This is a genomic window from Mycolicibacterium sphagni (genome assembly GCF_002250655.1).
Lineage (GTDB): Bacteria > Actinomycetota > Actinomycetes > Mycobacteriales > Mycobacteriaceae > Mycobacterium > Mycobacterium sphagni.
The window spans coordinates 76,080-99,473 of the sequence record NZ_NOZR01000016.1 but is presented as its reverse complement, the minus strand read 5'-3'; the positions used below and the strand labels follow the sequence as shown (position 1 = coordinate 99,473).

23 protein-coding genes are annotated in these 23,394 nt (G+C 66.1%); 21 read left to right on the top strand and 2 right to left on the bottom strand.

Features of this window, described 5'->3' with window-relative positions; all coding sequences use genetic code 11:
• Positions 1-35: 35 nt before the first annotated feature.
• The gene (locus CG716_RS18615; protein WP_234817915.1) at positions 36-1,160 is read right to left on the bottom strand and encodes a cytochrome P450; all 1,125 of its coding nucleotides are present in this window, start codon (positions 1,158-1,160) and stop codon (positions 36-38) included.
• Positions 1,161-1,514: 354 nt separating this feature from the next.
• On the opposite strand from CG716_RS18615, the gene CG716_RS18610 reads away from it, so the two are divergent.
• The 21 genes from CG716_RS18610 (at position 1,515) to CG716_RS18510 (ending at position 21,724) form a co-directional block, all read left to right on the top strand.
• The gene (locus CG716_RS18610; protein WP_094482256.1) at positions 1,515-2,333 is read left to right on the top strand and encodes an SDR family NAD(P)-dependent oxidoreductase; all 819 of its coding nucleotides are present in this window, start codon (positions 1,515-1,517) and stop codon (positions 2,331-2,333) included.
• 46 nt (positions 2,334-2,379) lie between these two features.
• Positions 2,380-3,045, top strand: coding sequence for a TetR/AcrR family transcriptional regulator (locus CG716_RS18605; RefSeq protein WP_094482254.1), 666 nt, complete (start codon positions 2,380-2,382; stop codon positions 3,043-3,045).
• Positions 3,046-3,050: 5 nt separating this feature from the next.
• A complete protein-coding gene (locus CG716_RS18600; RefSeq protein ID WP_094482252.1) occupies positions 3,051-3,245 on the top strand; it encodes a ferredoxin in 195 nt (64 codons plus the stop codon).
• Between the two features lie 3 nt (positions 3,246-3,248).
• Positions 3,249-4,487, top strand: a complete 1,239-nt coding sequence (locus CG716_RS18595) for a cytochrome P450 (protein WP_094482250.1) — start codon at positions 3,249-3,251, stop codon at positions 4,485-4,487.
• Between the two features lie 37 nt (positions 4,488-4,524).
• Entirely contained in the window at positions 4,525-5,691 is a 1,167-nt protein-coding gene (locus CG716_RS18590) for an amidohydrolase family protein (RefSeq protein ID WP_094482248.1), read from the top strand.
• Positions 5,692-5,711: 20 nt separating this feature from the next.
• Complete coding sequence (locus CG716_RS18585; RefSeq protein WP_420093205.1) at positions 5,712-6,926, top strand: M24 family metallopeptidase; 1,215 nt, start codon at positions 5,712-5,714, stop codon at positions 6,924-6,926.
• Positions 6,916-8,028, top strand: coding sequence for a M24 family metallopeptidase (locus CG716_RS18580; protein ID WP_094482246.1), 1,113 nt, complete (start codon positions 6,916-6,918; stop codon positions 8,026-8,028). Before CG716_RS18585 ends, CG716_RS18580 begins: the two co-directional genes overlap by 11 nt.
• Complete coding sequence (locus tag CG716_RS18575) at positions 8,021-9,019, top strand: enoyl-CoA hydratase/isomerase family protein (protein WP_094482244.1); 999 nt, start codon at positions 8,021-8,023, stop codon at positions 9,017-9,019. The genes CG716_RS18580 and CG716_RS18575 overlap by 8 nt, the downstream gene beginning before the upstream one ends.
• A 4-nt stretch (positions 9,020-9,023) precedes the next feature.
• Complete coding sequence (locus CG716_RS18570; protein WP_094482242.1) at positions 9,024-11,423, top strand: CaiB/BaiF CoA transferase family protein; 2,400 nt, start codon at positions 9,024-9,026, stop codon at positions 11,421-11,423.
• 45 nt (positions 11,424-11,468) lie between these two features.
• Positions 11,469-12,659 (top strand): amidohydrolase family protein, encoded by a 1,191-nt coding sequence (locus CG716_RS18565; protein WP_094482240.1) that lies wholly within the window; start codon positions 11,469-11,471, stop codon positions 12,657-12,659.
• The gene (locus CG716_RS18560) at positions 12,656-14,104 is read left to right on the top strand and encodes a FadD3 family acyl-CoA ligase (protein ID WP_094482238.1); all 1,449 of its coding nucleotides are present in this window, start codon (positions 12,656-12,658) and stop codon (positions 14,102-14,104) included. Before CG716_RS18565 ends, CG716_RS18560 begins: the two co-directional genes overlap by 4 nt.
• 344 nt (positions 14,105-14,448) lie before the next feature.
• Positions 14,449-15,117 carry an Rv1363c family protein gene (locus tag CG716_RS18555; RefSeq protein WP_234817908.1) on the top strand — a complete coding sequence of 223 codons (669 nt, stop codon included), beginning with the start codon at positions 14,449-14,451 and terminating at the stop codon, positions 15,115-15,117.
• On the top strand, positions 15,114-15,788 hold the full coding sequence (locus CG716_RS18550) for an Rv1363c family protein (protein ID WP_094482236.1): 675 nt from the start codon (positions 15,114-15,116) through the stop codon (positions 15,786-15,788). The genes CG716_RS18555 and CG716_RS18550 overlap by 4 nt, the downstream gene beginning before the upstream one ends.
• A gap of 29 nt (positions 15,789-15,817) precedes the next feature.
• Positions 15,818-17,335: a class I adenylate-forming enzyme family protein gene (locus tag CG716_RS18545; protein ID WP_094482234.1), complete on the top strand. Its 1,518-nt coding sequence runs from the start codon at positions 15,818-15,820 to the stop codon at positions 17,333-17,335.
• Positions 17,332-17,634: a hypothetical protein gene (locus tag CG716_RS18540; RefSeq protein ID WP_094482232.1), complete on the top strand. Its 303-nt coding sequence runs from the start codon at positions 17,332-17,334 to the stop codon at positions 17,632-17,634. The genes CG716_RS18545 and CG716_RS18540 overlap by 4 nt, the downstream gene beginning before the upstream one ends.
• A gap of 57 nt (positions 17,635-17,691) precedes the next feature.
• Positions 17,692-18,285, top strand: coding sequence for a fatty-acid--CoA ligase (locus CG716_RS18535; protein ID WP_094482348.1), 594 nt, complete (start codon positions 17,692-17,694; stop codon positions 18,283-18,285).
• 11 nt (positions 18,286-18,296) lie between these two features.
• Positions 18,297-18,500 carry a (2Fe-2S)-binding protein gene (locus CG716_RS18530; RefSeq protein ID WP_094482230.1) on the top strand — a complete coding sequence of 68 codons (204 nt, stop codon included), beginning with the start codon at positions 18,297-18,299 and terminating at the stop codon, positions 18,498-18,500.
• Positions 18,501-18,503: 3 nt separating this feature from the next.
• Entirely contained in the window at positions 18,504-18,950 is a 447-nt protein-coding gene (locus CG716_RS18525) for a nuclear transport factor 2 family protein (RefSeq protein WP_094482228.1), read from the top strand.
• A gap of 4 nt (positions 18,951-18,954) precedes the next feature.
• Positions 18,955-19,692 (top strand): SDR family NAD(P)-dependent oxidoreductase, encoded by a 738-nt coding sequence (locus CG716_RS18520; protein ID WP_094482226.1) that lies wholly within the window; start codon positions 18,955-18,957, stop codon positions 19,690-19,692.
• Between the two features lie 87 nt (positions 19,693-19,779).
• Entirely contained in the window at positions 19,780-20,781 is a 1,002-nt protein-coding gene (locus CG716_RS18515; protein WP_094482346.1) for an Acg family FMN-binding oxidoreductase, read from the top strand.
• A complete protein-coding gene (locus CG716_RS18510) occupies positions 20,762-21,724 on the top strand; it encodes a universal stress protein (RefSeq protein WP_094482224.1) in 963 nt (320 codons plus the stop codon). The genes CG716_RS18515 and CG716_RS18510 overlap by 20 nt, the downstream gene beginning before the upstream one ends.
• On the opposite strand, the gene CG716_RS18505 is transcribed toward CG716_RS18510, so the two are convergent.
• A complete protein-coding gene (locus tag CG716_RS18505; RefSeq protein ID WP_094482222.1) occupies positions 21,643-23,376 on the bottom strand; it encodes a sensor histidine kinase in 1,734 nt (577 codons plus the stop codon). The genes CG716_RS18510 and CG716_RS18505 overlap by 82 nt on opposite strands.
• Positions 23,377-23,394 lie beyond the last annotated feature (18 nt).

Here is a 23,394-nt window from a genome sequence, read left to right as displayed (position 1 = left end):
GGTTCTTCAATCCTCTTGTTGTAGTTGGTGGTTGATTAGGGGATGAACGTGGGCATCGCGTCCCAGCCACGGACCGCGGTGGTCTGGGACTTGACCGCGCCTGCCCAGTCGACGTCCCAGGTGGGGAAACGCTTGAGGATTTCTTCGAGCGCGATGCGCCCTTCCATCCGCGCCAGCGCGTTGCCCATGCAGAAATGGGTGCCCGCCCCGAATGTCATGTGCGACTTCAGTTCACGGTGAATGTCGAACACGTCGCCGTCGGGGGCGAACCGGCGATGATCGCGGTTGGCCGAGCCGACGAGCATGAGCATCGCCGAACCTGCGGGCACGGTCTGCCCGTAGTACTCGGTGTCCCGGGCGACGTAGCGGGCGATCTGCAGCGCCGGCGGCTCCCAGCGCAGGATTTCCTCGACCGCCTGCGGGATCAGTCCTGGGTTCTCCGCCAGCTCGCGACGCTGATCGGGGTACTCGGCCAGTGTCTTTCCGGCCCAGCCGATCAGCCGGGTGGTGGTCTCGGATCCGGCGGTCGCGATGACCGTCAAATAGAGCAGCAGTTCTTCGCGGGCCAGCCGGCGCAGCGTCCCGGTCTCGTCGGTGAATTCGGCGTTGAGCAGGTCGGTCATGATGTCGTCCGACGGGTGGTCGCGCCGGTAGTCGATGAACTCGGCGAACACCTCGCCGGTGGCCAGCAGGTCGACTTCCTTTTTCTGGAGTGTCGCCTCGCCGTGGTCGGTGATCTGGCGCTGCCGGTCCTCAGGTATGCCCAGGAGCATGCCGATCACCCGCATCGGCATCTGCTCGCCGAGGTCGTTGACGAAGTCGAACCGGCCCGTGCCGATCAGCGGATCCAGGCATCGGGTGGTGAACTCGCGGATCTGCGGCTCCAGGGCGGCCACCTTGCGCGGGGTGAAGACCCGCGACAAAAGATTGCGGTGGATGTTGTGGATCGGGGGATCCTCGAAAATCAATGTCCCAGCCGGAATTTCCATCCCGGATTTGATGATTTCCAGCAATGCGCCCCGGCCGGAGATGAATGTTTCGTGGTCGATGACGGCCTTGTTCACGTCATCGAAGCGGCTCAGCGCGTAGAAGTCGAGATCGGGGTTGTAGTACAGCGGCGCTTCCTCGCGCAGCCGCGCAAACATCGGAAACGGGTTCATGTTTTGGTCGACGTCATAGGGGTCGTAATGGAGATCCCTGTCGGCACTCACTGTCACCGGATGTTCCTCCCATGGGCTGCGGTGTGAGCAACTGTTGCAGCTTCGTTCAAAAGGTGTCAATGCCATGTCCGGAATGCGTGAGGTTTGCTGGCGAAGTGAGAGAACATGGTTCTCATCCCGCTCGTTTAGTCGCGCTAAAGGGTTTGTCGGGCCCGCCCACTCGCACTTTCGCGCGATAACGACAGGCTCGGCACGATCGGCCGGTTTAAATCAGGCGCTTGACTTCGATCGGATCGAGCGCGTTGACTTCGTACGCCGCCGGATCGGCGTGCAAACGAGAGGGATTGGGCCGTCATGGGCAACGAAATGGCAGGCAAGGTCGCGGTCGTCACCGGCGGTGCTGCGGGACTCGGGGCCGGCATCGTCGAGCGTTTTCTGGCCGAGGGCGCGGCGGTTGTGTTCGGCGATATCGACGTCGAACAGGGCCAGGGGCTGGCCGGCCGGCATGGGGAGCGGGCCGTCTTTCTATCGACGGACGTCACGGTGACCGAGCAGATCACCCGACTGGTCGACACCGCGGTGGAGAAGTTCGGCCGACTCGACGTGATGGTCAACAACGCGGGGATCTCCGGAAAGATGCACCGAAGTTTCCTGGACGACGGTCTCGAAGATTTCGAGAAGATCATGGCCGTCAATCTCAAGGCCGTCATGGCGGGTACCCGCGACGCCGCCCGGCAGATGAAGTCGACCGGCGGCGGCTCGATCATCAACCTGACCTCCATCGGCGGAATCCAGGCCGGTGGCGGTGTGATGACCTATCGGGCGTCGAAGGCCGCGGTCATCCACTTCACCCAGTGTGCGGCGATCGAGCTGGCGAACTACGAGATCCGGGTGAACTGCCTTGCCCCTGGCCACATCCGGACGGCGATCGTGTCGAAGTCGGCACACGGGATGGATGCCGAGCAGGTCGCGAAGTTCGAGGCGGGTATCCGAGCGACCATGCGCGCCGACCGGCCGCTGGAGCGCGAGGGCACCGTCGATGACGTCGCTCAGGCAGTTCTGTTCTTTGCCTCCGATCGTTCTCCCTATGTCACCGGGACGGTCCTACCCGTCGACGGGGGGACCGCGGCGGGCAAGCCGTTGCCCAAGAAGAAGAAGCCCGAGGATTCTTAAATCAATCGCTTGACTTAACAAGATCAGCAGCGTTGACTGACGGGCGATGACCACCGCGACCACCCCTTCTCGGAGCACCCGCACCGATCGGGCCAGCCTGACCCGCGAGGCGATCCTGATCGCCGCAGAGCGGCTATTCGCCGAGCACGGTGTCTTCGCGGTTTCGAATCGGCAGGTCAGTGAGGCCGCCGGGCAGGGCAACAACGCCGCCGTCGGCTACCACTTCGGCACCAAGACCGATCTGGTGCGCGCGATCGAGCACAAGCACGCCATCCCGGTGGAAAAGCTGCGTGAAGAGCGGGTTGGCGCCCTGGGCGCCGGCGCCGAGCTGCGGGACTGGGCTGAATGCCTGGTGCTTCCGCTGACTGATCACCTGACCGCGATGGGTAACCCGACCTGGTATGCCCGGTTCGCCGCACAGGTAATGGCCGACCCGGCCTACCAGAAGACGGTCACCCGCGACGCGCTGACCTTGCCGTCGCTGATCACCGTGCTCGAGGGCATCAATCGCTGCCTGCCGGACCTGCCGGGCGATGTGCGCGTCACCCGAAACATCATGGCGCGCAACCTGCTGATGCACACGTGCGCGGAATACGAACGGGCTCTCGCCGAGGGCACGTCTTTGCCCCTGACCAGTTGGCGCACAGCCGCTTCCGGCCTTGTCGATGCGATCGTCGGGCTGTGGCTCGCCCCAGTGACGCGACAGGACTGAACACCATGAAGGTCACCGTCGACCAGGACAAGTGCGTTTCCTCGGGCCAGTGCGTGCTCAATGCATCCGACGTATTCGACCAGCGTGACGAGGATGGCGTCGTCGTCCTTCTCGCTCCGAGCCCCCCAGCCGATCAGGCAGACAATGCGCGCCGGGCCGCTGCGGCCTGTCCCGCGCAGGCCATCTACGTCGAGGAGTGACGCATGTCAGACACATTGACTTCTGAGGCGACCGAGGCCGCCGCCGTCCCGGACTATCCGATGGAACGCGCGGCGGGGTGCCCGTTCGCGCCGCCGCCCCGGATGCTCGAGATGAACGAGACGGCGCCGTTATCGCGGGTGCGCATCTGGGACGGGAGTACGCCTTGGCTGGTCACCGGCTATGAGGCGGCCCGCGCGCTGTTCGCGGATCCACGGATCAGCGTCGACGACCGGATTTCCGGCTTCCCGCACTGGAACGCGCACATGCTCGCCACCGTCAACAAGCGGCCTCGCTCGGTGTTCACCTCGGACGCCGAGGAGCACACCCGGTTCCGGCGCATGCTGTCCAAGCCGTTCACCTTCCGCCGGGTGGAGACGCTGCGTGCGGTGATACAGGACGTCACCGACGAGTGCATCGATGAAATCTTGGCCGGGCCTGCACCCGTCGACATGATCAAGAAGCTCGCCTTGCCGGTGCCGACGCGGGTGATCAGCGACATGCTCGGCGTGCCCTACGAGGATCACGAGTTCTTCCAGGAGCACGCCAACGCAGGCATGGCACGCAACGCGGCCGCCGACGCCATGCAGAAGGGCGCGATGAGCCTGCACCAATACCTGATCAACTTGGTGGAGAAGAAGCAGAAGGAGCCGGCCGAGGACGCCGTGTCCGACCTCGCCGAACGGGTCACTGCCGGTGAGATCAGCGTCAAAGAGGCCGCGCAGCTGGGTACCGGCCTGCTGATCGCCGGTCACGAAACCACCGCCAACATGATCGGCATCGGCTTGCTGGCACTCCTGGAGAACCCTGAACAGGCTGCGCTGCTGCGTGATTCCGACGACCCGCAATTCATCGCCAACGCGGTCGAAGAGTTGATGCGCTTCCTTTCGATCATTCAGACCGGCCAGCGCCGAGTAGCGCTCGAGGACATTGAGATCGGTGGTGAAACCATCAAGGCCGGCGAGGGAGTCATCCTCGATCTGGCCCCGGCCAACTGGGATCCGGCCACCTACGCCGATCCCGGCAAGCTCGACCTGACTCGTGATGCCAGCCAGCAGTTGGGATTCGGCTACGGCCGGCACCAGTGCGTCGGACAGCAGTTGGCCCGCGCCGAAATGCAGATCGTGTTTCCCACGGTCCTGCGCCGGATGCCCGCCATGAAGTTGGCGATCCCGTTCGACGAGGTGCCGCTCCAGCACGACCGCCTCGCCTACGGCGTCTACGAGCTTCCCGTGACCTGGTGACAACAGCTTTCAGCTTAAATCGATTGGAGTGTCCACGATGTCTACATTGACTGCCACGCTCTACCCACCGGAAGGGTTCGGGGCACCCAAGAACCGTCAGGGCCACGCCACGGGTGACTTCGGGTTGCCCGCCGGCACCGAGGTCTTTTCTGCCGACAACCACATCTCGGTAGCCCAGGACATCTTCTACGAGAAGTTCCCCGAAGACCTCAAAGGACAGGCGCCGCGGATCTGGTACGAGGACGGCGCGTACATGGTCGGTATGAAGGGCAAGTCGTGGACGGGCGGTGACTTCGGTCGCGTGCTCATGCAGTACGACGATCTGGCGGGCGCGTCGACCAACGATATGCAGGCGCGCGTCCGCGAGCTGGCCGAGGACGGCATCGACAAGGAACTGGCATTCCCCAATGCCGTGCTGGCGCTGTTCCACTACCCGGACAAGTCGTTGCGGGAGCGGGTGTTCCGCATCTACAACGAGGTGATGGCCGAACTGCAGGAGCGGTCAGGCGGCCACTTCTACGGTGTTGGCCTGATCAACTGGTGGGACCCGAAGGGAACCCGCCAGAATCTCCAGGAGCTGAAGGCCCTCGGGCTCAAGACCTTCCTGCTTCCGCTCAACCCGGGTAAGGATGACGACGGCAATATCTACGACTATGGCGCCGCGTCGATGGATGCGGTCTGGGATGAGATCGAAGACTCCGGCGTGCCCGTCACCCACCACATCGGTGAGACCCCGCCGAAGACGCCGTGCGAGAACAACAGCGTCGTCGTCGGGATGATGGTCAATGTCGACTCTTTCCGCGAACAGTTCGCCAAGTACGTCTTCTCCGGAATCCTCGACCGGCACCCGAAACTGCGCGTCGGCTGGTTTGAGGGTGGAATCGCCTGGGTGCCAACAGCATTACAGGATGCGCAGCATCTGCTGGCGTCTTATCGGCACATGTTCAACCACGAGCTGTCCCACGATCCGCGCTACTACTGGGACAACCACATGTGCGCCTCGTTCATGGTGGACCCGCTGGGCCTGGAGCTCATCGACAAGATCGGTGTCGACAACGTGATGTGGTCCTCGGACTATCCGCACAACGAATCAACCTTCGGTTACTCGGAGAAGTCGCTGGCCACGGTGGTCGAGGCGGTGGGCCCGGAGGCTGCGGCGAAGATCTGCAGCGCCAACATCAAGAACTTCCTGGGTGTCCGGTGACGACATCGCTGACTCGGCCTTTGCGGACGCTGGCTGATATCCCGCCCGAGCCCAACCGCTCTCGCCTGCGTGCCGAAACCGGTGCGCGGCTGCGGGCAGCCATGACCGAACGCGGCATCGACGCGCTGATTCTGTTGGGCAACAACGCCGTCACGTATGCGACCGGCACCAGCTGGCCGCTCGGTGACGCCGGCCTCTCCCATGTCGAGCGCCCTGTCGCGCTGGTGCTCGCCGACGATCCCGCGCCGCACCTGTTCCTGCCGTTCCGGGAAGGTGCCGCCGAGGAGACCGAGCTGCCGGCCGACCATCTGCACGGGCCGGTGTATCTCGAATTCGACGAAGGTGTCGAGCATTTCGCCGCTGTCGTGGGTGATCTCGTCCCGCGCGGCAGCACGATCGCCGTCGACGAACTCACCGGAGCGATGCGCAGGGCTCAGGGCAGCCTGTTCCCCGACGGCACCCCCAGTGATGCTGCGGTGGTCGTCGGCGCGGCCAAGGCTGTCAAGACCGTCGACGAGATCGCCTGCATCCACAAGGCGGTCCGGATCACCGACACCGCGATGGTCGACGTCCAGGCAGCACTGGCGCCGGGTATCCGCCAGATCGACCTGTCGGCCGAATTCATGCGGCGCTCGTTCGAACTGGGTGCCGTGGCCAGCATGCTCGAGCCCATCTGGCAGGTCATGCCCAACACGAAAGCCGACGGCGTGTGGACTACGCATGGCGACCTGGCCCTGCCGCTGCTGTCCACCGAGCGCGAGCTGCGTGCCGGTGACGTGCTATGGACCGACGTGTCGATCACCTACGGTGGGTACTGCTCGGACTTCGGCCGCACCTGGACCGTGGGCACCGAACCGGATACACGTCAGCAGGCCAACTTCCGACGGTGGCGCGACATCGTGAGCGCCGTCCAGGAGGTGACCCGCGCCGGGGCGACCGCCGCCGATCTGGGCCGGGCCGCAATCGCAGCCAATGACGGCAAGAAGCCGTGGCTGCCGCACTTCTACCTGGGCCACGGCATCGGGGTCAACGCTGCCGAGATGCCGATGATCGGAACCGATCTGGGTGACGAGTTCGACGAGAACTACGTGCTGCAAGCGGGCATGGTGCTGGTACTGGAGCCGGTGATCTGGGAAGACGGCACGGGCGGCTACCGCAGCGAAGAAATCGTGGTCATCACCGAGGAAGGCTGGATCAAGTTGACCGACTACCCGTACTCGCCCTATGGCGACTGAGGTCCTGGGCGACGAGCGCGCTCTCCGCACCGGGCGGCGGGAGCGCGCACTGGCCCAGATGGAAGCCCACGATCTGGACATATTAGTCCTCGGACGGCAATCCAATATCCGTTATGTCAGTGGTGCCCAACAACTCTGGGTGGCAGGCACGCGACCCTTCGCGCCGTCGTGCGTGCTGCTGCGCAACGGGGCCGTGCACTTGCTGAGCACCTGGGACGAGGGCGTTCCCGAGGACATTCCGCACGAGAACCTCTACGGAATAGCGTGGAACCCGGTGAACACCATCGAGAATCTCAAGAAGATCCCCGGCGCGGCCACCGCACGTCGAGTCGGTTCCGACGCTCTCTCACCGGGATTCGCCCAATTGCTGCCGATGGCGTTCCCCAACGCCGAACTGGTCGACGGCGAGGCGGCGATGGGGGCGGCCCGCCGGATCAAGACGGACGAGGAGATCGATGCGCTGCGCGAGTCGGTCCGGGTCGCCGAGGTCGGCCTGACAGCTGCCGTGGCGACCCTGAAGTCCGGTGCGTCGCTGCAGGACCTGACCGCGGTGCTGCTCGAGGCGATGAGTGCCGGTGGCGTGAGCTCGCCGGCCCATCAGGACGCCGTCTGGGTGACCGCCAAGGATCACCCGTGGCGGCGGGTTCGCGGCGACGAACGCGTCCACGACGGAGATCTGGTGGCCTTCTCGTCGGCTGTGCTGGACCGTGGCTACATCGGCGAAGTCGGTCGCACCTGGCCGGTCGGTGACGTCGCAGGCGCCAGCGCGCTCTACGCACGCTCCGATCGGCTGCACGAAGCGCTGATCGGCGCATGTCGGCCCGGCGCGTCCAACTCCGGCCTACTTGCGGCGTATGAGGCTGTCGGCGAAGCACTTCCGGTGGTGCCGGTGGCACACGGTCTCGGGGTCGGATTCGACTCGCCGGTGGTGTCTCCGCAACTGGCGGCCACCGCGGCCGGCGAACAGCTGGAGCCCGGCATGGTGCTGGCCGTGACCGGCTACGTGTTCGAGGCCGGTGTCGGGGCGGTGTTCCGGCGCGACTCTGTGCTGATCACCGCCGACGGCTGCGAGGTGTTGACGTCTAGCCCGAATAATGGCTAAGACGGATCGCCCCTCGGCCGAAGAGATCATCCTCTACGAGAAGAACCCGAAGACCAAGATCGCCACGATCACCTTCAACCGGCCGGAGTACCTCAACGCACCGACTATCGCAGCGCGCCTGCGGTATTCGGATCTGCTGTATCAGGCCGGCGTGGATGACCAGGTCAAGGTTCTGGTGATCCGTGGTGCGGGCGAGAATCTCGGCAGCGGTGCCGACCTTCCCGAATTCATGGAAGTGCAGAACGACGAGGACCAGTCGCGCCGGCTCTCGGAGTTCCGGATGGCGCCCGGCGACGTGAAATACCCGCCCAAGGGATCATTTCGGCGTGGCGCCACTGTCGGGGCCTGGTACGCCAGCCCGCAGTCGGGAATCCGCACGCTGCAGGACTTCAAGAAGATCTCGATCCTCGAGGTCAAGGGATACTGCTACGGCTGGCACTTCTACCAGGCTGCCGACGCCGACCTGGTGATCTCCTCCGACGACGCGCTGTACGGCCATCCGTCGTTCCGCTATTACGGCTGGGGCCCCCGCATGTGGTGGTGGACCCAGATGATGGGGATTCGCAAGTTCCAGGAGATGGTCTACACCGGCCGGCCGTTCACCGCTGCCGAGATGTACGAGTGCAACTTCCTCAACAGCGTGGTGTCGCGCGACGAGTTGGAGGACGAGGTCGGCCGGTACGCGCTCGCGTGTGCCCGAAACCGGCCCACCGACACCGTCTTTCAGCAGAAGATGTTCTTCGAGGTGTTCAAGCAGTTCCAGGGCGAGTACCTGGGCAGCCTGCTCGGCAGCACCTTTGAGTCGCTGGGTGGTGCCGCCGCCCACGACGAGGACGAGTTCGACATGCACGAGGCTCTCGGCGAGGGCCTGTCCGGCGCGGTGAAGGACAACGACAGCAAATTCCCGCCGGAGTGGCGGCTGTCGAAGTCCGGGCGGAAGGACGCCAAGACCAAAGACCCCAAGACCAAATCCAAGAAGAAGAAGAAGTAGCGCCATGGCTGACTCACCGCTGACCGGTTTTGTCGTGGTCGACCTGTCGACGGGCATCGCCGGCGGTTACTGCACCAAGCTGTTGTCCGACGGCGGGGCCGAAGTGATCAAAGTCGAAGCCCCCGAAGGAGACCCGCTTCGACGGTGGTCCGCCTCGGGAGCGTCTATCGGCGCGGGGGAGGACGGGGCGCTGTTCAGCTTTCTGGCCGGCGGCAAGAACAGCGTGGTGGCCGACCCCGCCGTCCCCGACGACCTGCGGTTGGTGCACGACCTGTTGGCCAGCGCCGACGCGGTGGTGTGGTCACCGGGCTCGCAGTTGTCCGACGACCCGGTGCTGGCGCCCACCGCGCTGCACGCCGCGCATCCGCACCTGATCGTCGCCGCGATCACACCGTTCGGCCTGGACGGGCCCTGGAGTTCCCTCCCCGCAACGGAATTCACGTTACAGGCCTGGTCCGGTGGGATCGTCGGGCTGGGCCGTGGTGCCCCGGACCGCGCGCCGGTGTACGTGGGCGGCCAGGTCGGCGACTACCTGTCGGGTTCCTACGCCAGTGTGGCAATCCTGGCCTCCCGAGTGCGCGTGCTCGCCGGTGGCGGCGGCGAACTCATCGACCTGTCGATGCTGGAATGCCACGTCATGGGCCTGACCTATCACCCCGTCACGTATTTCGAGATGCTGGGCCGGCCGTGGCGCGACGCCCGCAAACTGACCGTGCCCGGCATCGCGAAGGTCAAGGACGGACTTGTCGACGTCGGATGCGGCACCGCACAGCAGTGGTTCGACCTGTGCGCGATGACCGGTCACGAGGACTGGATCGACGAGGACACACCCCTGACGATCACCGAGCGGGCTAACGAGAAGTCCGGCGAGCTGTACGCCTGGATGGCTGAGCGCACGGGTGACGAGGTGCGCGACCTCGCGACGGCGTTCCGGATTCCCAACGCTCCGGTAGCCACCCCGGACACCGTCGAGTCGCTGGAACACTTCAGTGCCCGAGGCTCGTTCGTCGACCACCCGGCGGGCTTTCGTCAGCCGGCGGCGCCCTACCGGATCAGCGGCGTCGAGCTGCGTTGCCCGTCGTCGGCGCCACGGCTAGGTGAGCACACTGAGCAGTACCGGACGTCGCCGCGCCATCCGCGACGCGCCGGCGATGCAGCGGATCGGTTGCCGCTGAGCGGAATTCGAGTGGTCGACCTCACGACGTTCTGGGCCGGCCCGTCGTGCACCCACCTGATGGCCCTGCTCGGCGCCGAGGTGATCCACGTCGAATCCGCCCGCCGACCCGACGGCACACGGATGATCTCGGGCGTGCCGGTGAGCGAAGACCAGTGGTGGGAAAAGCAGCCGATCTTCGCCGCACTGAACACCAGCAAGAAGGACATCACCCTTGACCTCGGCACCGAGCGGGGCCGCGAACTTCTTCACCGCTTGATCGCCACCGCCGACGTCGTCGCCGAGAACTACACCCCGCGGGTGCTCGACCATCTCGGTCTGGATTACGCGGCAGTGCAGAGGATCAAGCCGGACGCGGTGATGGTGCGAATGCCGGGCTTCGGGTTGGACGGGCCGTGGCGGGACAACCCGGCCTTCGCCTACGTGATCGAGGCTGCTGCCGGCATCAGCTGGCTCACCGGGTACCGGGACCGAAATCCGTACGAGCCGTACTCTCTTGGCGATCCGAACGCCGGGCTGCACGCGCTCAACGCGGTGCTGCTGGCCCTGGAGCACCGCAGGCGGACGGGTGAGGGTGCGCTCATCGAAGCGGCGATGGTGGACGCGGCGCTCAACATCGCGGCCGAGCAGGTCATCGAATACAGCGCTTACGGGGCGGTATTACAGCGTGACGGCAACAGAGGCCCGACCGCGTCGCCGCAGAATCTCTACCGCACTGCAGAGATCGACGAGTTCGGTCGCGACGACTCCTGGGTCGCGATCGCCGTCGCCACTGACGAGCAATGGCACGCACTGCGCGCCGCGCTCGGAAGTCCGGGCTGGGCTGCCCGTCCCCAGTTGGCCACGGCACGCGGGCGGCGGGCCCGTGCGGACTTCGTCGACGAGCAGCTGAGCGTCTGGTGCCGGGAACGCAGCGGCGACGACGTCGTCGCCGCCCTGTGGCCGGCCGGCGTCCCGGTGGCCAAGGTGATGCAACCGCACCGGCAGCCCGAACTCGAACAGCTCACTGCGCGCGGCTTCTTCGAGGTTCTGGACCACCCCGTCAACGCGCCAGCCCGGTTCACGACCATGCCGTTTCGGCTTTCCCGCGGACCGAACCCGGTTCACACCTCGCCGGCGCCCCTGCTCGGCCAGCACAACCACCAGATACTGACCGAACTCGGCTTGTCACCCGACGACATCGCGGCGCTGGAAACCGAGGGGGTCATCGGCGCTGGGTATTGCGGTTAGTCCATGATGAGAATATCGTTCTCACGACTAGATCAGGAGGAAGCCATGGGCCAGCTGTCGCACCGGGTGGATATTCCGTTTCCGCTTTTCGACGCGGACAATCACCTGTATGAGCCGCCAGAGGCGATGACCAAGTACCTCCCCAAGGAGTACAAGGACCTCGTCCAGTACGTCGAGATCAATGGCCGCACCAAGATTGCGCTGCGGGGCCAGATCAGCAACTACATCCCGAACCCGACGTTCTCGGTCGTCGCCAAGCCCGGCGCATGGGAGGAATACTTCAAGTTCGGCAATCCCGACGGCAAGAGCAAGCGTGAGCTGTTCGGCGAGCCGATGCGCGCGATTCCGGCCTTCTTCGAGCCGGGTCCGCGCCTCGAGATGATGAACGAGCTGGGCATCGACCGATCGCTGATGTTCCCGACGCTGGCCAGCCTCATCGAGGAGCGCCTCGCCGACGATCCGGTCGCCATCCACGTGGTCATCCACGCGCTCAACCAGTGGCTCGACGAGGTGTGGGGCTTCAATTACCAGAACCGCATCTTCACCACCCCGGTGATCACGCTGCCGATCGTCGAGAAGGCGATCGAGGAGCTCGAGTGGTGCGTCAAGCGCGGTGCCCGCGCGATCCTGATCCGTCCCGCGCCGGTGCCCGGCTTCCGCGGTCCGCGATCGTTTGCGCTGCCGGAGTTCGACCCGTTCTGGGAGCGTGTCGTGCACCACGACGTCTTCGTCGGCATGCACTCCTCCGACAGCGGCTACTCGCGCTACACCTCGGAGTGGGACGGCTCTGTGACGGAGATGCTGCCGTTCCAGACCAATGCGATGGGCATCCTCAACGAGTGGCGCCCCATTCAGGATGCGGTGGCGTCCTGGGTGATTCACGGTGCGCTGTTCCGGCACCCCAAGCTGAAGGTCGGCATCGTCGAGGCCGGCTCGAAGTGGATGTTCCCGCTGCTGGACTCCATGGCCGAGGTCTGGAAGAAGGCACCGGAAGCCTTCCTGGGCAACCCGATCGAAGAGATCAAGAACCGCATCTACGTGAGCCCGTTCTACGAAGAGGGCATCGACCAGTTGGTCAACCTGATCGGTGTGGATCAGGTGCTCTACGGCTCGGACTGGCCGCACCCGGAGGGTCTGGCCGAGCCGACCCACTACGTGACGGCGCTGGAACATCTGTCTGTCGATGATCAGGCAAAGATCATGGGCGGCAACCTGTCTCGCCTCGTCACGGTGTGACGGCACGTTCAAATAATTGGGAGACCATCCCCGAGATGGTCGCCAGCGCGGCGGACCGGTTCGGCGACGCTGAGGCAGTCGTCGACGGTCCGCTGCGTCTGACCTTCACCGAGGTCGACCACCGCGTGCGCTGCGCGGCAGGCGCATTCGCGCAGCTGGGCGTCGAGAAGGGCGACCGCATCGCCATCTGGGCGCCCAACTCCGCGCACTGGATGATCGCGGCGTTCGGCGCTCTGACGGCGGGCGCGATCGTGGTCCCGGTCAGCACGCGCTACAAAGAGGCCGAGGCCGCCGACATCATCACCCGCAGCGGGGCCAAGGCTGTGCTGATCGAGAAGGGTTTCCTGGGGCAGGATTTCGCCACTCCGCCAGGCGTGCCCGCGATCGATCTGAAGTCTGGTTTCCTCGAGTCGGGCAGCCCGTTCCAGCGAGCTGTCAGCGGAACCGATATCGCCGACATCATCTACACCTCGGGAACCACCGGCCGGCCCAAGGGCGTGATGATGAATCACCGGCAGAACCTGCGGATGTACGCCGAATGGTGCGACCTGGCGGACCTGCGCCGCGGCGACCGCTACCTGATCGTCAACCCGTTCTTCCATACCTTCGGCTACAAGGCGGGCTGCATCGCGTCATTCATCCGCGGCGCAACGATGCTGCCCGTGCCGATGTTCGATGTCGATCGGGTGGTCGAGCTGATCGCCTCCGAGAAGATCACCATGCTGCCGGGGCCGCCGACGCTGTATCACTCGCTGCTGGCCGTGCCGGACAAGAGCAAGCTGGCCACGTTACGCGCCGGGGTGACCGGTGCCACCGATATTCCGGTCGAACTCATCCGGCGGGTGCACGAGGAGCTTCCGTTCCAGACGCTGGCCACCGGCTACGGCCTCACCGAGGCGGGCACCGCCACGCTGTCGCGGCCCGGGGATTGCTTCGAGGACGTCGCGACCACGGCCGGCTTGCCGTGCGACGGGGTCGAGGTGCGCCTCGCCGACGACGATGAAGTGCTGGTGCGCGGCTACAGCGTGATGCAGGGGTACTTCGACGATCCGGCGGCTACTGCCGAGGCGATCGATGCCGACGGCTGGCTGCACACCGGCGACCTGGGCAGCTTCACCGAGTCTGGGCGTCTGAAGATCGTCGGCCGCAAGAAGGACATGTTCATCGTCGGGGGCTTCAATGCTTACCCGGCCGAGATCGAGGGCTTCCTGATGGAGCACCCCGCCGTCGCGCAGGCGGCGGTGATCGGCGTGCCCGACGAACGGCTCGGCCAGGTGGGCAAGGCGTTCGTGGTGCTCAAGGGCAATCGTGAGGTCTCGGCCGACGATCTGATCGGCTGGAGCAAGGACCGGATGGCCGGATTCAAGGTGCCGCGGATCGTCGAATTCCTCAGCGCGCTGCCGCTGAACGCGACGGGCAAGGTGATGAAGGACCAGCTGCATTGAATTGTCGGAAATATCATTTCCGCACTATGAAGCCGTAATCTGGGCGAGAAAGGCGCCGGTGCGACCGAGCGAGTTATCGCCTGATGATAATCTCATTCTCACCACAGATTGCGCCTCCGGCGTGCGCGTCGGGGCGAAGTGCACCCGGCGCCGCCGGTGCGTCGTCCACAATGAGCGGCGGCCCGGGCCGACTGCTCAGCGGTCGCCCGTACGCTGGCGGGATGTTTGGACCAGAGAGGAGTTCGACATGCGACGCTCAGACGTTGTAGCGCGCCGCCTGCCGAGCACCGATGACGTACGTGGGTGCCATGGCGGCTGATGTGAACGAAGAGACTGTCTCGGAGGTGCTGGCCGAGCTCGCGGAAGCGGAGGCGGCCGAGGCCGAAGCCGAGGCGGAGGCCGCACGTGCCAAGGCCACCGCGGCACGTCTGCGCGGTTCGGCCGAGGTCGACGAGCTCGCCGACGACGACCTCGCCGACGGCGAGGACATTGACGACGTCGAGCCCGACCCGCGCGGGTGGTGGTCGCGGATAGGTCGGCTGATCGTCGCGGTGGTCGCGGTCGTGGTCCTGGCCGTCGGATCGCTGGTGGTGACGGGCCTGATGCTCGTTCAGCACGAGAAAGTCACCGCGAAGAAGGCGCACCAGGCTGAACTCATCAAGGCCGCGAGCGCCGGCGTGACGGCGCTGCTGTCGATCGACTTCAACCGTGCCAAGGCCGACGTGCAGCACGTAATCGACCTGTCCACGGGTTCCTTCAAGGACGATTTCACCAAGGGCGCAGACGATTTCGTGAAGACCGCGCAGCAGTCCAAAGCTGTGACCGTGGGCTCGATCAAGTCGGCCGCGCTGGAGAGCGAGAATGGGGACACGGGCGTGGTGTTGCTGGCGGCATCCTCAACCGTGACCAATGCCAATGGGGCACAAAAGGATCCACGCGCCTGGCGGATGAGCGTCACCGTGGCGCGCGACGGAGACCAGTACAAGATGTCGAATGTGGAGTTCGTGCCATGAGCAGTGACAAAGACAAAGAAGAAGACGTGACCGAAGCTGAAATCACCGAGACCACTGCGACTGAGTCCGACGCCACGGAAGACGACACGACGACGACCGACGAGACCGGCGACAGCGAAGAATCCGCTGCCGAGCCGGTGGCGGCCGACGGCGCCCCCGGCGTGGGCCGGCGGGCCGTGAGTTGGTCCGGCCGGCACTGGGCGGCAATCCTTCTCGTGGTGCTGCTGGTGGCATCGGCCGGTGCTGCCGGCGGTGTCTACTGGTGGATCTACCGCCCCGATCAGCAGACCGACGCCGCCGCCCAGCAGCAGGCGGTCAACGCCGCACGCGACGGCACCGTGGCACTCCTGTCGTACGCACCGGAGACCCTCGACAAGGACCTGGCCAATGCCAAGGCCCATCTCACTGGTGAATTCCTCAAGTACTACAGCCAATTCACCGACCAGATCGTGGCACCAGCGGCCAAGCAGAAGGGCGTCAAGACCGAGGCGACCGTCGCCCGCGCGGCGCTCTCGGAGATGCATCCCGACAACGCGACGGTCCTGGTGTTCGTCAATCAGGTGACGACGAGTAAGGATCGGCCCGATCCGGCGCTGGCCACCAGCAGCGTCGTGGTCAAGCTGACCAAGAACGACGGTCACTGGCTGATCTCCGAGTTCAACCCGGTATAAGGCGCGACGGCAGCAGGAGGGGTCAATCGATGAGCGTGGCACTGTTGTTGGAGATGGCGTCCTCCGACTCCGAGCGGGTCGGGGTCGTCACCGACGACCAGCGGCTCACCGTCGGCGAGCTGAACGTCCTGGCCGACGGCGGGGCAGGGGTCATCGCCGCCTCCGGTGCGCGCAGTGTCGTGTACGTGGGCCTCGGCGGCGCCATGCTGCCGCTGCTGATCTTCGCGTCGGCGCGCGCCGCACGTGCATTCACGCCGCTGAACTACCGGCTCTCCGGTGAAGCGCTCGCCGAACTGATCGAACGGCTGCCCGAACCGCTGATCGTCTTCGACGCCGAATACGCCGACGTGGTCGCGGGTTTGGGTGCCTCTCGTCTGGAATCGCAGGAGTTCCTGGCCGCTGCGGCGACGGCTGAGCCGGCCGCCGAATTCCCCGACCCCGACGACGTGGCGGTGGTGCTCTTCACCTCGGGCACCACATCGCGGCCCAAAGCCGTTGAGCTGACTCACAACAACCTCACCAGCTATGTGACCGGCACCGTCGAGTTCGCCTCCGCCGAGCCCGGCGATGCCGCGCTGATCTGTGTACCGCCCTATCACATCGCCGGTGTCGGTGCGGCGCTGTCGAATCTGTACGCCGGCCGCAAGATGGTGTACCTGCGCAAGTTCGACCCGCGTGAGTGGATCCGGCTGGCCTCCGCCGAGGCCGTCACCAGCGCGACCGTGGTGCCCACCATGCTCGACCGCATCATCACCGAGCTGGAGGCCAACCCCACGCCACTGCCCGCGCTGCGCACGCTGGCCTACGGCGGCTCGAAAGTTGCGCTGCCCCTCGTTCGTAAGGCGCTGGAACTGTTACCCGAGGTCGGCTTCGTCAACGCCTACGGGCTGACTGAAACCAGCTCCACCATCGCCGTTCTCACCCCGGACGACCACCGAGATGCCCACGAGGCCGCCGACGAGACCGCGCGCAAGCGCCTCGGCTCCGTCGGACAACCGGTGCCGGGCATCGAGGTTCAGATCCGCGCCGACGACGGCACAGTGTTGGGCCCCGAAGAAGTCGGCGAGCTGTTCGTCCGCGGCGACCAGGTGTCAGGCCGTTACGCCGAGATCGGTTCGGTACTCGACGCGGAAGGCTGGTTCCCGACGAAGGACGTGGCCTACCTCGACAGCGACGGATACCTGTTCATCGGGGGGCGCTCCGACGACACGATCATCCGCGGCGGTGAGAACATCGCCCCGGCCGAGGTCGAGGACGTTCTCGTCGAGCACCCGCATGTGCGCGATGTCGCGGTGGTCGGCGTCGAGGACGACGAATGGGGCCAGATCATGGTGGCCGTCGTCGTTCCCGTCGCGCACATCACGCCGGACCCGGAAGACCTGCGCGCCCACGTGCGCACCCAGCTACGCGGTTCCCGCACGCCCGACCGGGTCGTGTTCCGTCACGAACTGCCCACCACGCCTACCGGCAAGGTGCTGCGCCGTCAACTGGCCGACGAGCTCAAGTCGCCGACACCCATCCCAGTGAACCCAGGAGGACAACGATGATCAAGACCGGCACCCGATTGCAGAGCCAGGTCTGTGACACCCAGGTGATCGTCGTGCGCTCGTCGGACAGCCTCGACGACCTGCGTGCCGGCGGGGTGGCGATGATCCCGCTGGACGCCGCGAAAACCGAAGGGGTCCAACTGGATCCGGCCTTCTCCGAGGGCACGGTGATGGGCAAGCGTTACGTCGACGCCAGCGGTGCCGAACTGCTGGTCACCAAGGCCGGAGCCGGCAGCCTCAGTGTGGGCGCCACTCCGCTCGAACAGAAGACCGCCAAGCCGCTGCCGGCCAGCGACTAGGGCGGGATCGGCGTGGACGGCACAGCGGAGGTTCACGCTCACTCGCTCGTCCTCGCCATGGACTACCGGGTCCCCGACCCGAGTCGGGTGTGGCCCACGTTGCAGCGAGGCAGAGCCTCCCTGGTCGGCCTTGGCGCCCAGTACGTTCTGGTGTACGGCTCGACGCGGGAGCAGGGCCGCGTCATGGTGACTATGTCGCTGCGCAACCGGGAACCCATCCTGGAGGTGCTGCGCTCACGGGTGTTTCTCAACTGGTTCGACGACGTCGGTCTCGAAGACATCCCTGCCATCTTCGCCGGGGAGACGGTGGACAAACACACCCTGGTCGAGCCTCCCGAGGGGAGTGCACCCGGGGTGATCGTCGGCGCTATCGCCGCAGTGGAGGATGTGTCGTCGGTGATCGCCGGTGTGCGCCAGGGACTGTCCCGGTTCGCCGCCGCCGGCGTTCGGGCCGTGCGCATCTTCCAGGCCTTCGACGACGACCACGAGATGTTGATTCTGCAGGAACTCGACGACGAGGCCGATGCGATCGCCTGGGTTGACCATCCAGATGTTGCTGCGGAATGGATGGGCCACACCGGAATTGGCGCCTACCCACCGGTCTTCGTCGGCCGACTGCAGAACATCATGCGCATAGACGAGAACCTCTGAAAGTCTCGACCATGTTCGTCTGCCTGTGCAACGGAGTCACCAGCCAAGTAGTGGCCGAATGCGTCGAGGCGGGCGCGTGCACCACCAAGCAGGTCGCCAACGCCTGCGGGGCGGGCGCGGAATGCGGCCGCTGCCGGCGCACCGTGCGCGCCATCATCGAGGCAGCTGGGACGGCAGAGTCCAAGCGCCGCAAGGGTTTCCTACACAAGGGGTGAGTAATGGACATCCAACGCATCAGCGACGAACTCGAGATCGCATCGGTGCTCAACCGCTACGCCCGAGCCGTCGACGGCAAGGACTGGGACCTGTGGCGCTCGCTGTTCACCGACGATGCCCACATCGACTACAGCTCGGCGGGTGGCCTGGTCGGCGGCCGTGACGAGGTGTCGGCCTGGCTGGAACGCTCGCTGGCGCAGATGCCGATGACCCAGCACTACGTCACCAATGTCGAGGCCGACATCGACGGGGACACCGCGACGGTGCGGGCGATGTTCTACAACCCGATGCTGCTGCCTGGTGCGAGTGAGACAAGTGCCTGCGGCGGCTACTACCACCACGTTATGGTCCGCACCGAAAGCGGATGGCGTAGCAAGCAGCTGCGCGAGGAGAACCTGTGGTTCGACAACCCGCCCAGCGCGGAGCTGCGGACCTCGATGAAGGAGTAAGCGCATGAGCGGCGTCATCGTCACCGGAGCGGCATCAGGTATCGGACGGGCTTGCGCGGAGGCGTTGGTCGCCGACGGGCGCCGCGTCGCGCTGTGGGACATCGCTCCCGCGGTGGCCGACGTCGCTGGGGGACTCGGCATGCCGCACGCGGTGGTCGACGTCTGCGACGGCGCTGCGCTCAGCGCGGCCGTCGACGCCGCCGCGGCCGCGCTGGACGGTATCGACGGACTGGTGCATGCCGCCGGACGGGTCATCCCGGAACCGGTGGGGGCCTACACCGAGGCATCGTGGGACGCCGTGCTCGACGTCAACCTGAAGGCCCAGGCGATCCTGGCGCAGCTGCTGCTGCCGCACCTGCAAGAGGCCGCGCGGGCCGGGGCCGGGCCCGCCATCGTCGGGATCTCCAGCATCGAAGGCCTGACCGCCAACCCGTTCATCCCCGCCTACTGCGCCTCGAAGGCAGGCCTGCTCGGCCTAACCCGATCGATGGCCGCACAACTGGGTCCCGACGGCATCCGCGTCAACGCGGTGTGCCCGGGGTTTATCCGCACTCCGATGCTGCAGATCGCGCTCGACGTCGACGAGGTGCGCCAGGGCTTCGAGGCAGCTGCGCCGATGGGCCGGCTGGGCGAGCCCGAGGAGGTCGGTGCCGCGGTGGCCTTCCTGATGTCGCCGAAGGCCTCGTTCGTCACCGGCACGCACTTGGTGGTCGATGGGGGAGTGACCAGCAGGCACCCCTGACCACCCCGCGACCCGGCTGCACAAGTCCCGACACCTTGGGACTTACGTCTCTGTCAGATCGGGGCGGGCCCGGCGAGAGTGGACATCATGAGTGCGACCTTCCCTGACCCGGACACGGTTCGGGCCGTTGTCACCCTGGCGACGCAGGCACCGTCAGTGCACAACTCGCAACCGTGGCACTGGCGGGTCGGGTCGCAGAGTCTGCACCTGCACGCCGACCCCAGCAGGCACCTACCGCAGACTGACCCCGACCGGCGCGATCTGCTCGTGAGCTGCGGGGCCGCCCTGCACCACTGCGCGGTCGCGCTGGCTGCACTGGGCTGGCAGGCCCGGATCCGGCGCTTCCCCAACCCCGCCGACGTCAACCTCCTGGCTTCTATCGACGTCTACGGACACCCGGCGGGGGAGCTCGACATCACGTTGGCGGCGGCGATCGCCCGGCGCCGCACCGACCGCCGCAACTACAGCTCGTGGCCGGTGCCCGGCGGTGATATCGCGCTGATGGGGGCGCGCGCGGCCCGTGCCGGGGTGATGCTGCGCCAGCTCGAGCTGCTGCCTCATATCACCGCGATCATCGCCGAATCGGTCTGGAAGCACGCCGGCAACACCGACTACCTGAGCGAACTGAACGCGTGGAGCGGCCGGTACGGATCGGTTGCCGGGGTGCCGGCCCGCAATACCCCGACGTCAGATCCGCACGCGGTGGTCCCGGCTCGGGTATTCGCCGGCCCGGCGCTGACGCAGCCGGCGCAGACTCCGCCGGCCGAGGACAATGCCGTCCTACTTGCGCTGGGTACCGAGACCGACGACGACCTGGCCCGATTACGTGCCGGGGAGGCAACGAGTTTGGTGTTGTTGTCGGCGACGGCAATGGGTCTGGCGACGTGCCCGGTGACCGAGCCGCTCGAGATCGCCGACACCCGCGAAGCGATACGCGCTGACGTTTTCGGCGCCAGCGGCTACCCCCAGATGATGCTGCGCGTGGGCTGGGCGGCGGTGAACGCCGACCCGCTGCCTGCGACGCCCCGTCGCCCTCTGGCCGAGGTGATCGACTGGGAAAGGGTATCAGATGTCAACTGCTGCAAATAAATACGATGTGCTGGTCGGCGTCGACGGATCTCCGGAGTCGAAGGCGGCCGTCGACTGGGCGGCGCGCGACGCGGCACTGCGCGGGCTGTCCGTCCGGCTGGTGTACGTCCTGACTTCGGCGGCGGTACTGGCCTTCCCCGAAGTTCCGATGCCGTCGGGTTTCCTTCAATGGCAAGAGGATTCGGCCCGCGAGACTCTGGACACCGCCCGCAGGACGTTAGCGGAAGCCGCCAAGGACGTGGAGGTCAGCACGGAACTGGCCAGCGGACCGGCAGTGCCGACGCTGGTCAACTTGTCCAAGGATGCGCAGCTGGTAGTGGTCGGCTGCCGCAGCCAAGGTGCCCTGGCCCGCGGGCTGCTGGGTTCGGTGAGCACCGGGCTGGTCCACCATGCGCACTGCTCGGTGGCGATCATCCACGACATCCACGACGAGGACCCGTTGACGGTGTACCCGTCGAAGGCTCCGGTGTTGGTGGGCGTAGACGGTTCGCCGGCGTCGCAGCGGGCGCTGGAGGTCGCCTTCGAGCAGGCCTCACTACGCAGGGTGGATCTGGTCGCCGTGCATGCCTGGAGCGATGCCGCGGTCTTTGAGTTCCCCGGTCTCGACTGGTCGGCGATGCAGACGCAGGCCGAGGAGACGCTGGCGCAACAGCTGGCCGGTTGGCAGGAGCGCTACCCCGATGTGCGGGTGCGCCGGGTGGTCGTCGCCGACCGGCCGGCCGACCAGCTCATCGAGCAGTCGGAGGCGGCACAACTGGTGGTGGTCGGCAGCCATGGCCGCGGCGGATTCGCCGGTATGTTGCTGGGCTCGGTCAGCACGGCGGTGGTGCACGGCTGCCGGATGCCGGTGATCGTCGCGCGTCAGGGCAGCGGTGCCGTCCATCTCAGGACAGTGCCGCCGCCCGGCGCGGCGCTCACGGTGAAGTCCCCGCCGACCTCGTAGGCGCGGCGCCGTAGGTTGATCAACCCGCTGGGGGTGACATCGGCGGGCATCCCGCAGCCGTCGTCGACGACCTCGATCGCCAGCTCGTCGTCGACTCGAACGGTGATCGTCAGGGTTTCGGCGTTTGCGTGGCGCACCGCATTGCTCACCGCCTCGCGGACCACCGCCTCGGCGTGATCGGACAGCGGGGCCTCGATCACCGATAGCGGCCCGACGTACTGGACCGTGGTCCGCAGCTCGGAGCCGCCGAACGCGTTGACTGCCTCGTCGAGGCGCTGGCGCAGCCGGGCGGTGCCCGCCGACCCGCCATGCAGATCGAAGATCGCGGTGCGGATCTCCTGGATCACGCCCTGCAACTCATCGACGGTGGCGACGAGCCGCTGCTGTACCTCGGGCTCCTTGGCGCGCGGAATCGTGCCCTGCAACGTCAGGCCGATGGCGAAGAGCCGTTGGATGACGTGGTCGTGCAGATCGCGGGCGATGCGGTCGCGATCGGAGAGCACGTCTAGCTCACGTACGTGCCGCTGGGTGGTGGCCAGCTGCCAGGCCAGCGTGGCCTGATCAGCGAAACCCGCCATCATGTCGAGCTTTTCGTCGCTGTAGATCTGCCTGCCGCGACGGCGCAGAATCACCACCACACCGGCAACGGTGTCGGTGGTGCGCAGTGGCAGCACCATCGCGGGCCCGGCTCCGGGCATGACCGCCAGCTCGTCACCGATGTTGTCGAACCGGCGCGGCGTCTGAGTGGCGAAGGCCTCACCGATCACGCTGCCCGCCACCTTGATCGGCTCCATCGACTGCGCGTGGCCGATCACCCCGGACGTCTCGACGACGAGGAGTTCGCTGACCTGATCGGTGGGGAGTTCGGTGTCGGTGGGCACCGCGACGAGCACCGCATCGGCGGTGGTGAGTTCGAGAGCCTCGTCGGCGATGAGCCGGAACACCTGGGCCGGGTCGGCGCCACCGAGTAGCTCGGTGCCGATATCACGGGTGGCCTCGATCCACGACTGCCGGGCTCGCGACTGTTCGTAGAGCCGGGCATTGTCGATCGCGATACCCGCTGCGGCCGCCAGCGCTTCGACCATCACCTCGTCGTCCTCGCTGAACGGCTGGCCGTCGGCCTTCTCGGTGAGATACAGGTTGCCGTACACCTCGTCGCGGATGCGTACCGGAACACCCAGGAAGGTCCGCATCGGCGGATGGTTCGGGGGAAAGCCCACCGAGGCCGGGTGCTGCAGGATGTCGTCCAGCCGGATCGGCTTCGGCTCGTCGACCAGATGGCCGAGCACGCCGCGACCTGCGGGTAGCGGGCCGATCTCGTCCCGGGTTTCCTGGTCGATGCCCTCGTAGATGAACTCGACGAGCTCGTTGTCGTCGCCGCGTACGCCCAACGCGCCATAACGGGCGTCGACCAGGTCAATCGCAGTATCAACGATGGTTTTCAAGGTGACGTCCAGCTCAAGACCCGAGGTCACCACCAGCATGGCCTCGACCAGACCGTCAAGCCGGTCTCGGCCCTTGACGATCTGCTCGACGCGGTCCTGGACCTCGACGAGTAGCTCACGTAATCGCAGTTGCGACAGTGTGTCGCGCAGCGGTGGCGCAGCGCTGCGATTCCCCTCCGGGCCGACTCTGCCGGTCACCGAACCCATGCTGCCACCAGAACGGTG

Excerpts from the sequence above, each read along its gene's own strand:
- CG716_RS18615 (WP_234817915.1), bottom strand. The coding sequence starts at position 1,160 with ATGAACCCGTTTCCGATGTTTGCGCGGCTGCGCGAGGAAGCGCCGCTG.
- CG716_RS18610 (WP_094482256.1), top strand. The coding sequence starts at position 1,515 with ATGGGCAACGAAATGGCAGGCAAGGTCGCGGTCGTCACCGGCGGTGCT.
- CG716_RS18605 (WP_094482254.1), top strand. The coding sequence starts at position 2,380 with ATGACCACCGCGACCACCCCTTCTCGGAGCACCCGCACCGATCGGGCC.
- CG716_RS18600 (WP_094482252.1), top strand. The coding sequence starts at position 3,051 with ATGAAGGTCACCGTCGACCAGGACAAGTGCGTTTCCTCGGGCCAGTGC.
- CG716_RS18595 (WP_094482250.1), top strand. The coding sequence starts at position 3,249 with ATGTCAGACACATTGACTTCTGAGGCGACCGAGGCCGCCGCCGTCCCG.
- CG716_RS18590 (WP_094482248.1), top strand. The coding sequence starts at position 4,525 with ATGTCTACATTGACTGCCACGCTCTACCCACCGGAAGGGTTCGGGGCA.
- CG716_RS18580 (WP_094482246.1), top strand. The coding sequence starts at position 6,916 with ATGGCGACTGAGGTCCTGGGCGACGAGCGCGCTCTCCGCACCGGGCGG.
- CG716_RS18575 (WP_094482244.1), top strand. The coding sequence starts at position 8,021 with ATGGCTAAGACGGATCGCCCCTCGGCCGAAGAGATCATCCTCTACGAG.
- CG716_RS18570 (WP_094482242.1), top strand. The coding sequence starts at position 9,024 with ATGGCTGACTCACCGCTGACCGGTTTTGTCGTGGTCGACCTGTCGACG.
- CG716_RS18565 (WP_094482240.1), top strand. The coding sequence starts at position 11,469 with ATGGGCCAGCTGTCGCACCGGGTGGATATTCCGTTTCCGCTTTTCGAC.
- CG716_RS18550 (WP_094482236.1), top strand. The coding sequence starts at position 15,114 with ATGAGCAGTGACAAAGACAAAGAAGAAGACGTGACCGAAGCTGAAATC.
- CG716_RS18545 (WP_094482234.1), top strand. The coding sequence starts at position 15,818 with ATGAGCGTGGCACTGTTGTTGGAGATGGCGTCCTCCGACTCCGAGCGG.
- CG716_RS18540 (WP_094482232.1), top strand. The coding sequence starts at position 17,332 with ATGATCAAGACCGGCACCCGATTGCAGAGCCAGGTCTGTGACACCCAG.
- CG716_RS18535 (WP_094482348.1), top strand. The coding sequence starts at position 17,692 with ATGGACTACCGGGTCCCCGACCCGAGTCGGGTGTGGCCCACGTTGCAG.
- CG716_RS18530 (WP_094482230.1), top strand. The coding sequence starts at position 18,297 with ATGTTCGTCTGCCTGTGCAACGGAGTCACCAGCCAAGTAGTGGCCGAA.
- CG716_RS18525 (WP_094482228.1), top strand. The coding sequence starts at position 18,504 with ATGGACATCCAACGCATCAGCGACGAACTCGAGATCGCATCGGTGCTC.
- CG716_RS18520 (WP_094482226.1), top strand. The coding sequence starts at position 18,955 with ATGAGCGGCGTCATCGTCACCGGAGCGGCATCAGGTATCGGACGGGCT.
- CG716_RS18515 (WP_094482346.1), top strand. The coding sequence starts at position 19,780 with ATGAGTGCGACCTTCCCTGACCCGGACACGGTTCGGGCCGTTGTCACC.
- CG716_RS18510 (WP_094482224.1), top strand. The coding sequence starts at position 20,762 with ATGTCAACTGCTGCAAATAAATACGATGTGCTGGTCGGCGTCGACGGA.
- CG716_RS18505 (WP_094482222.1), bottom strand. The coding sequence starts at position 23,376 with ATGGGTTCGGTGACCGGCAGAGTCGGCCCGGAGGGGAATCGCAGCGCT.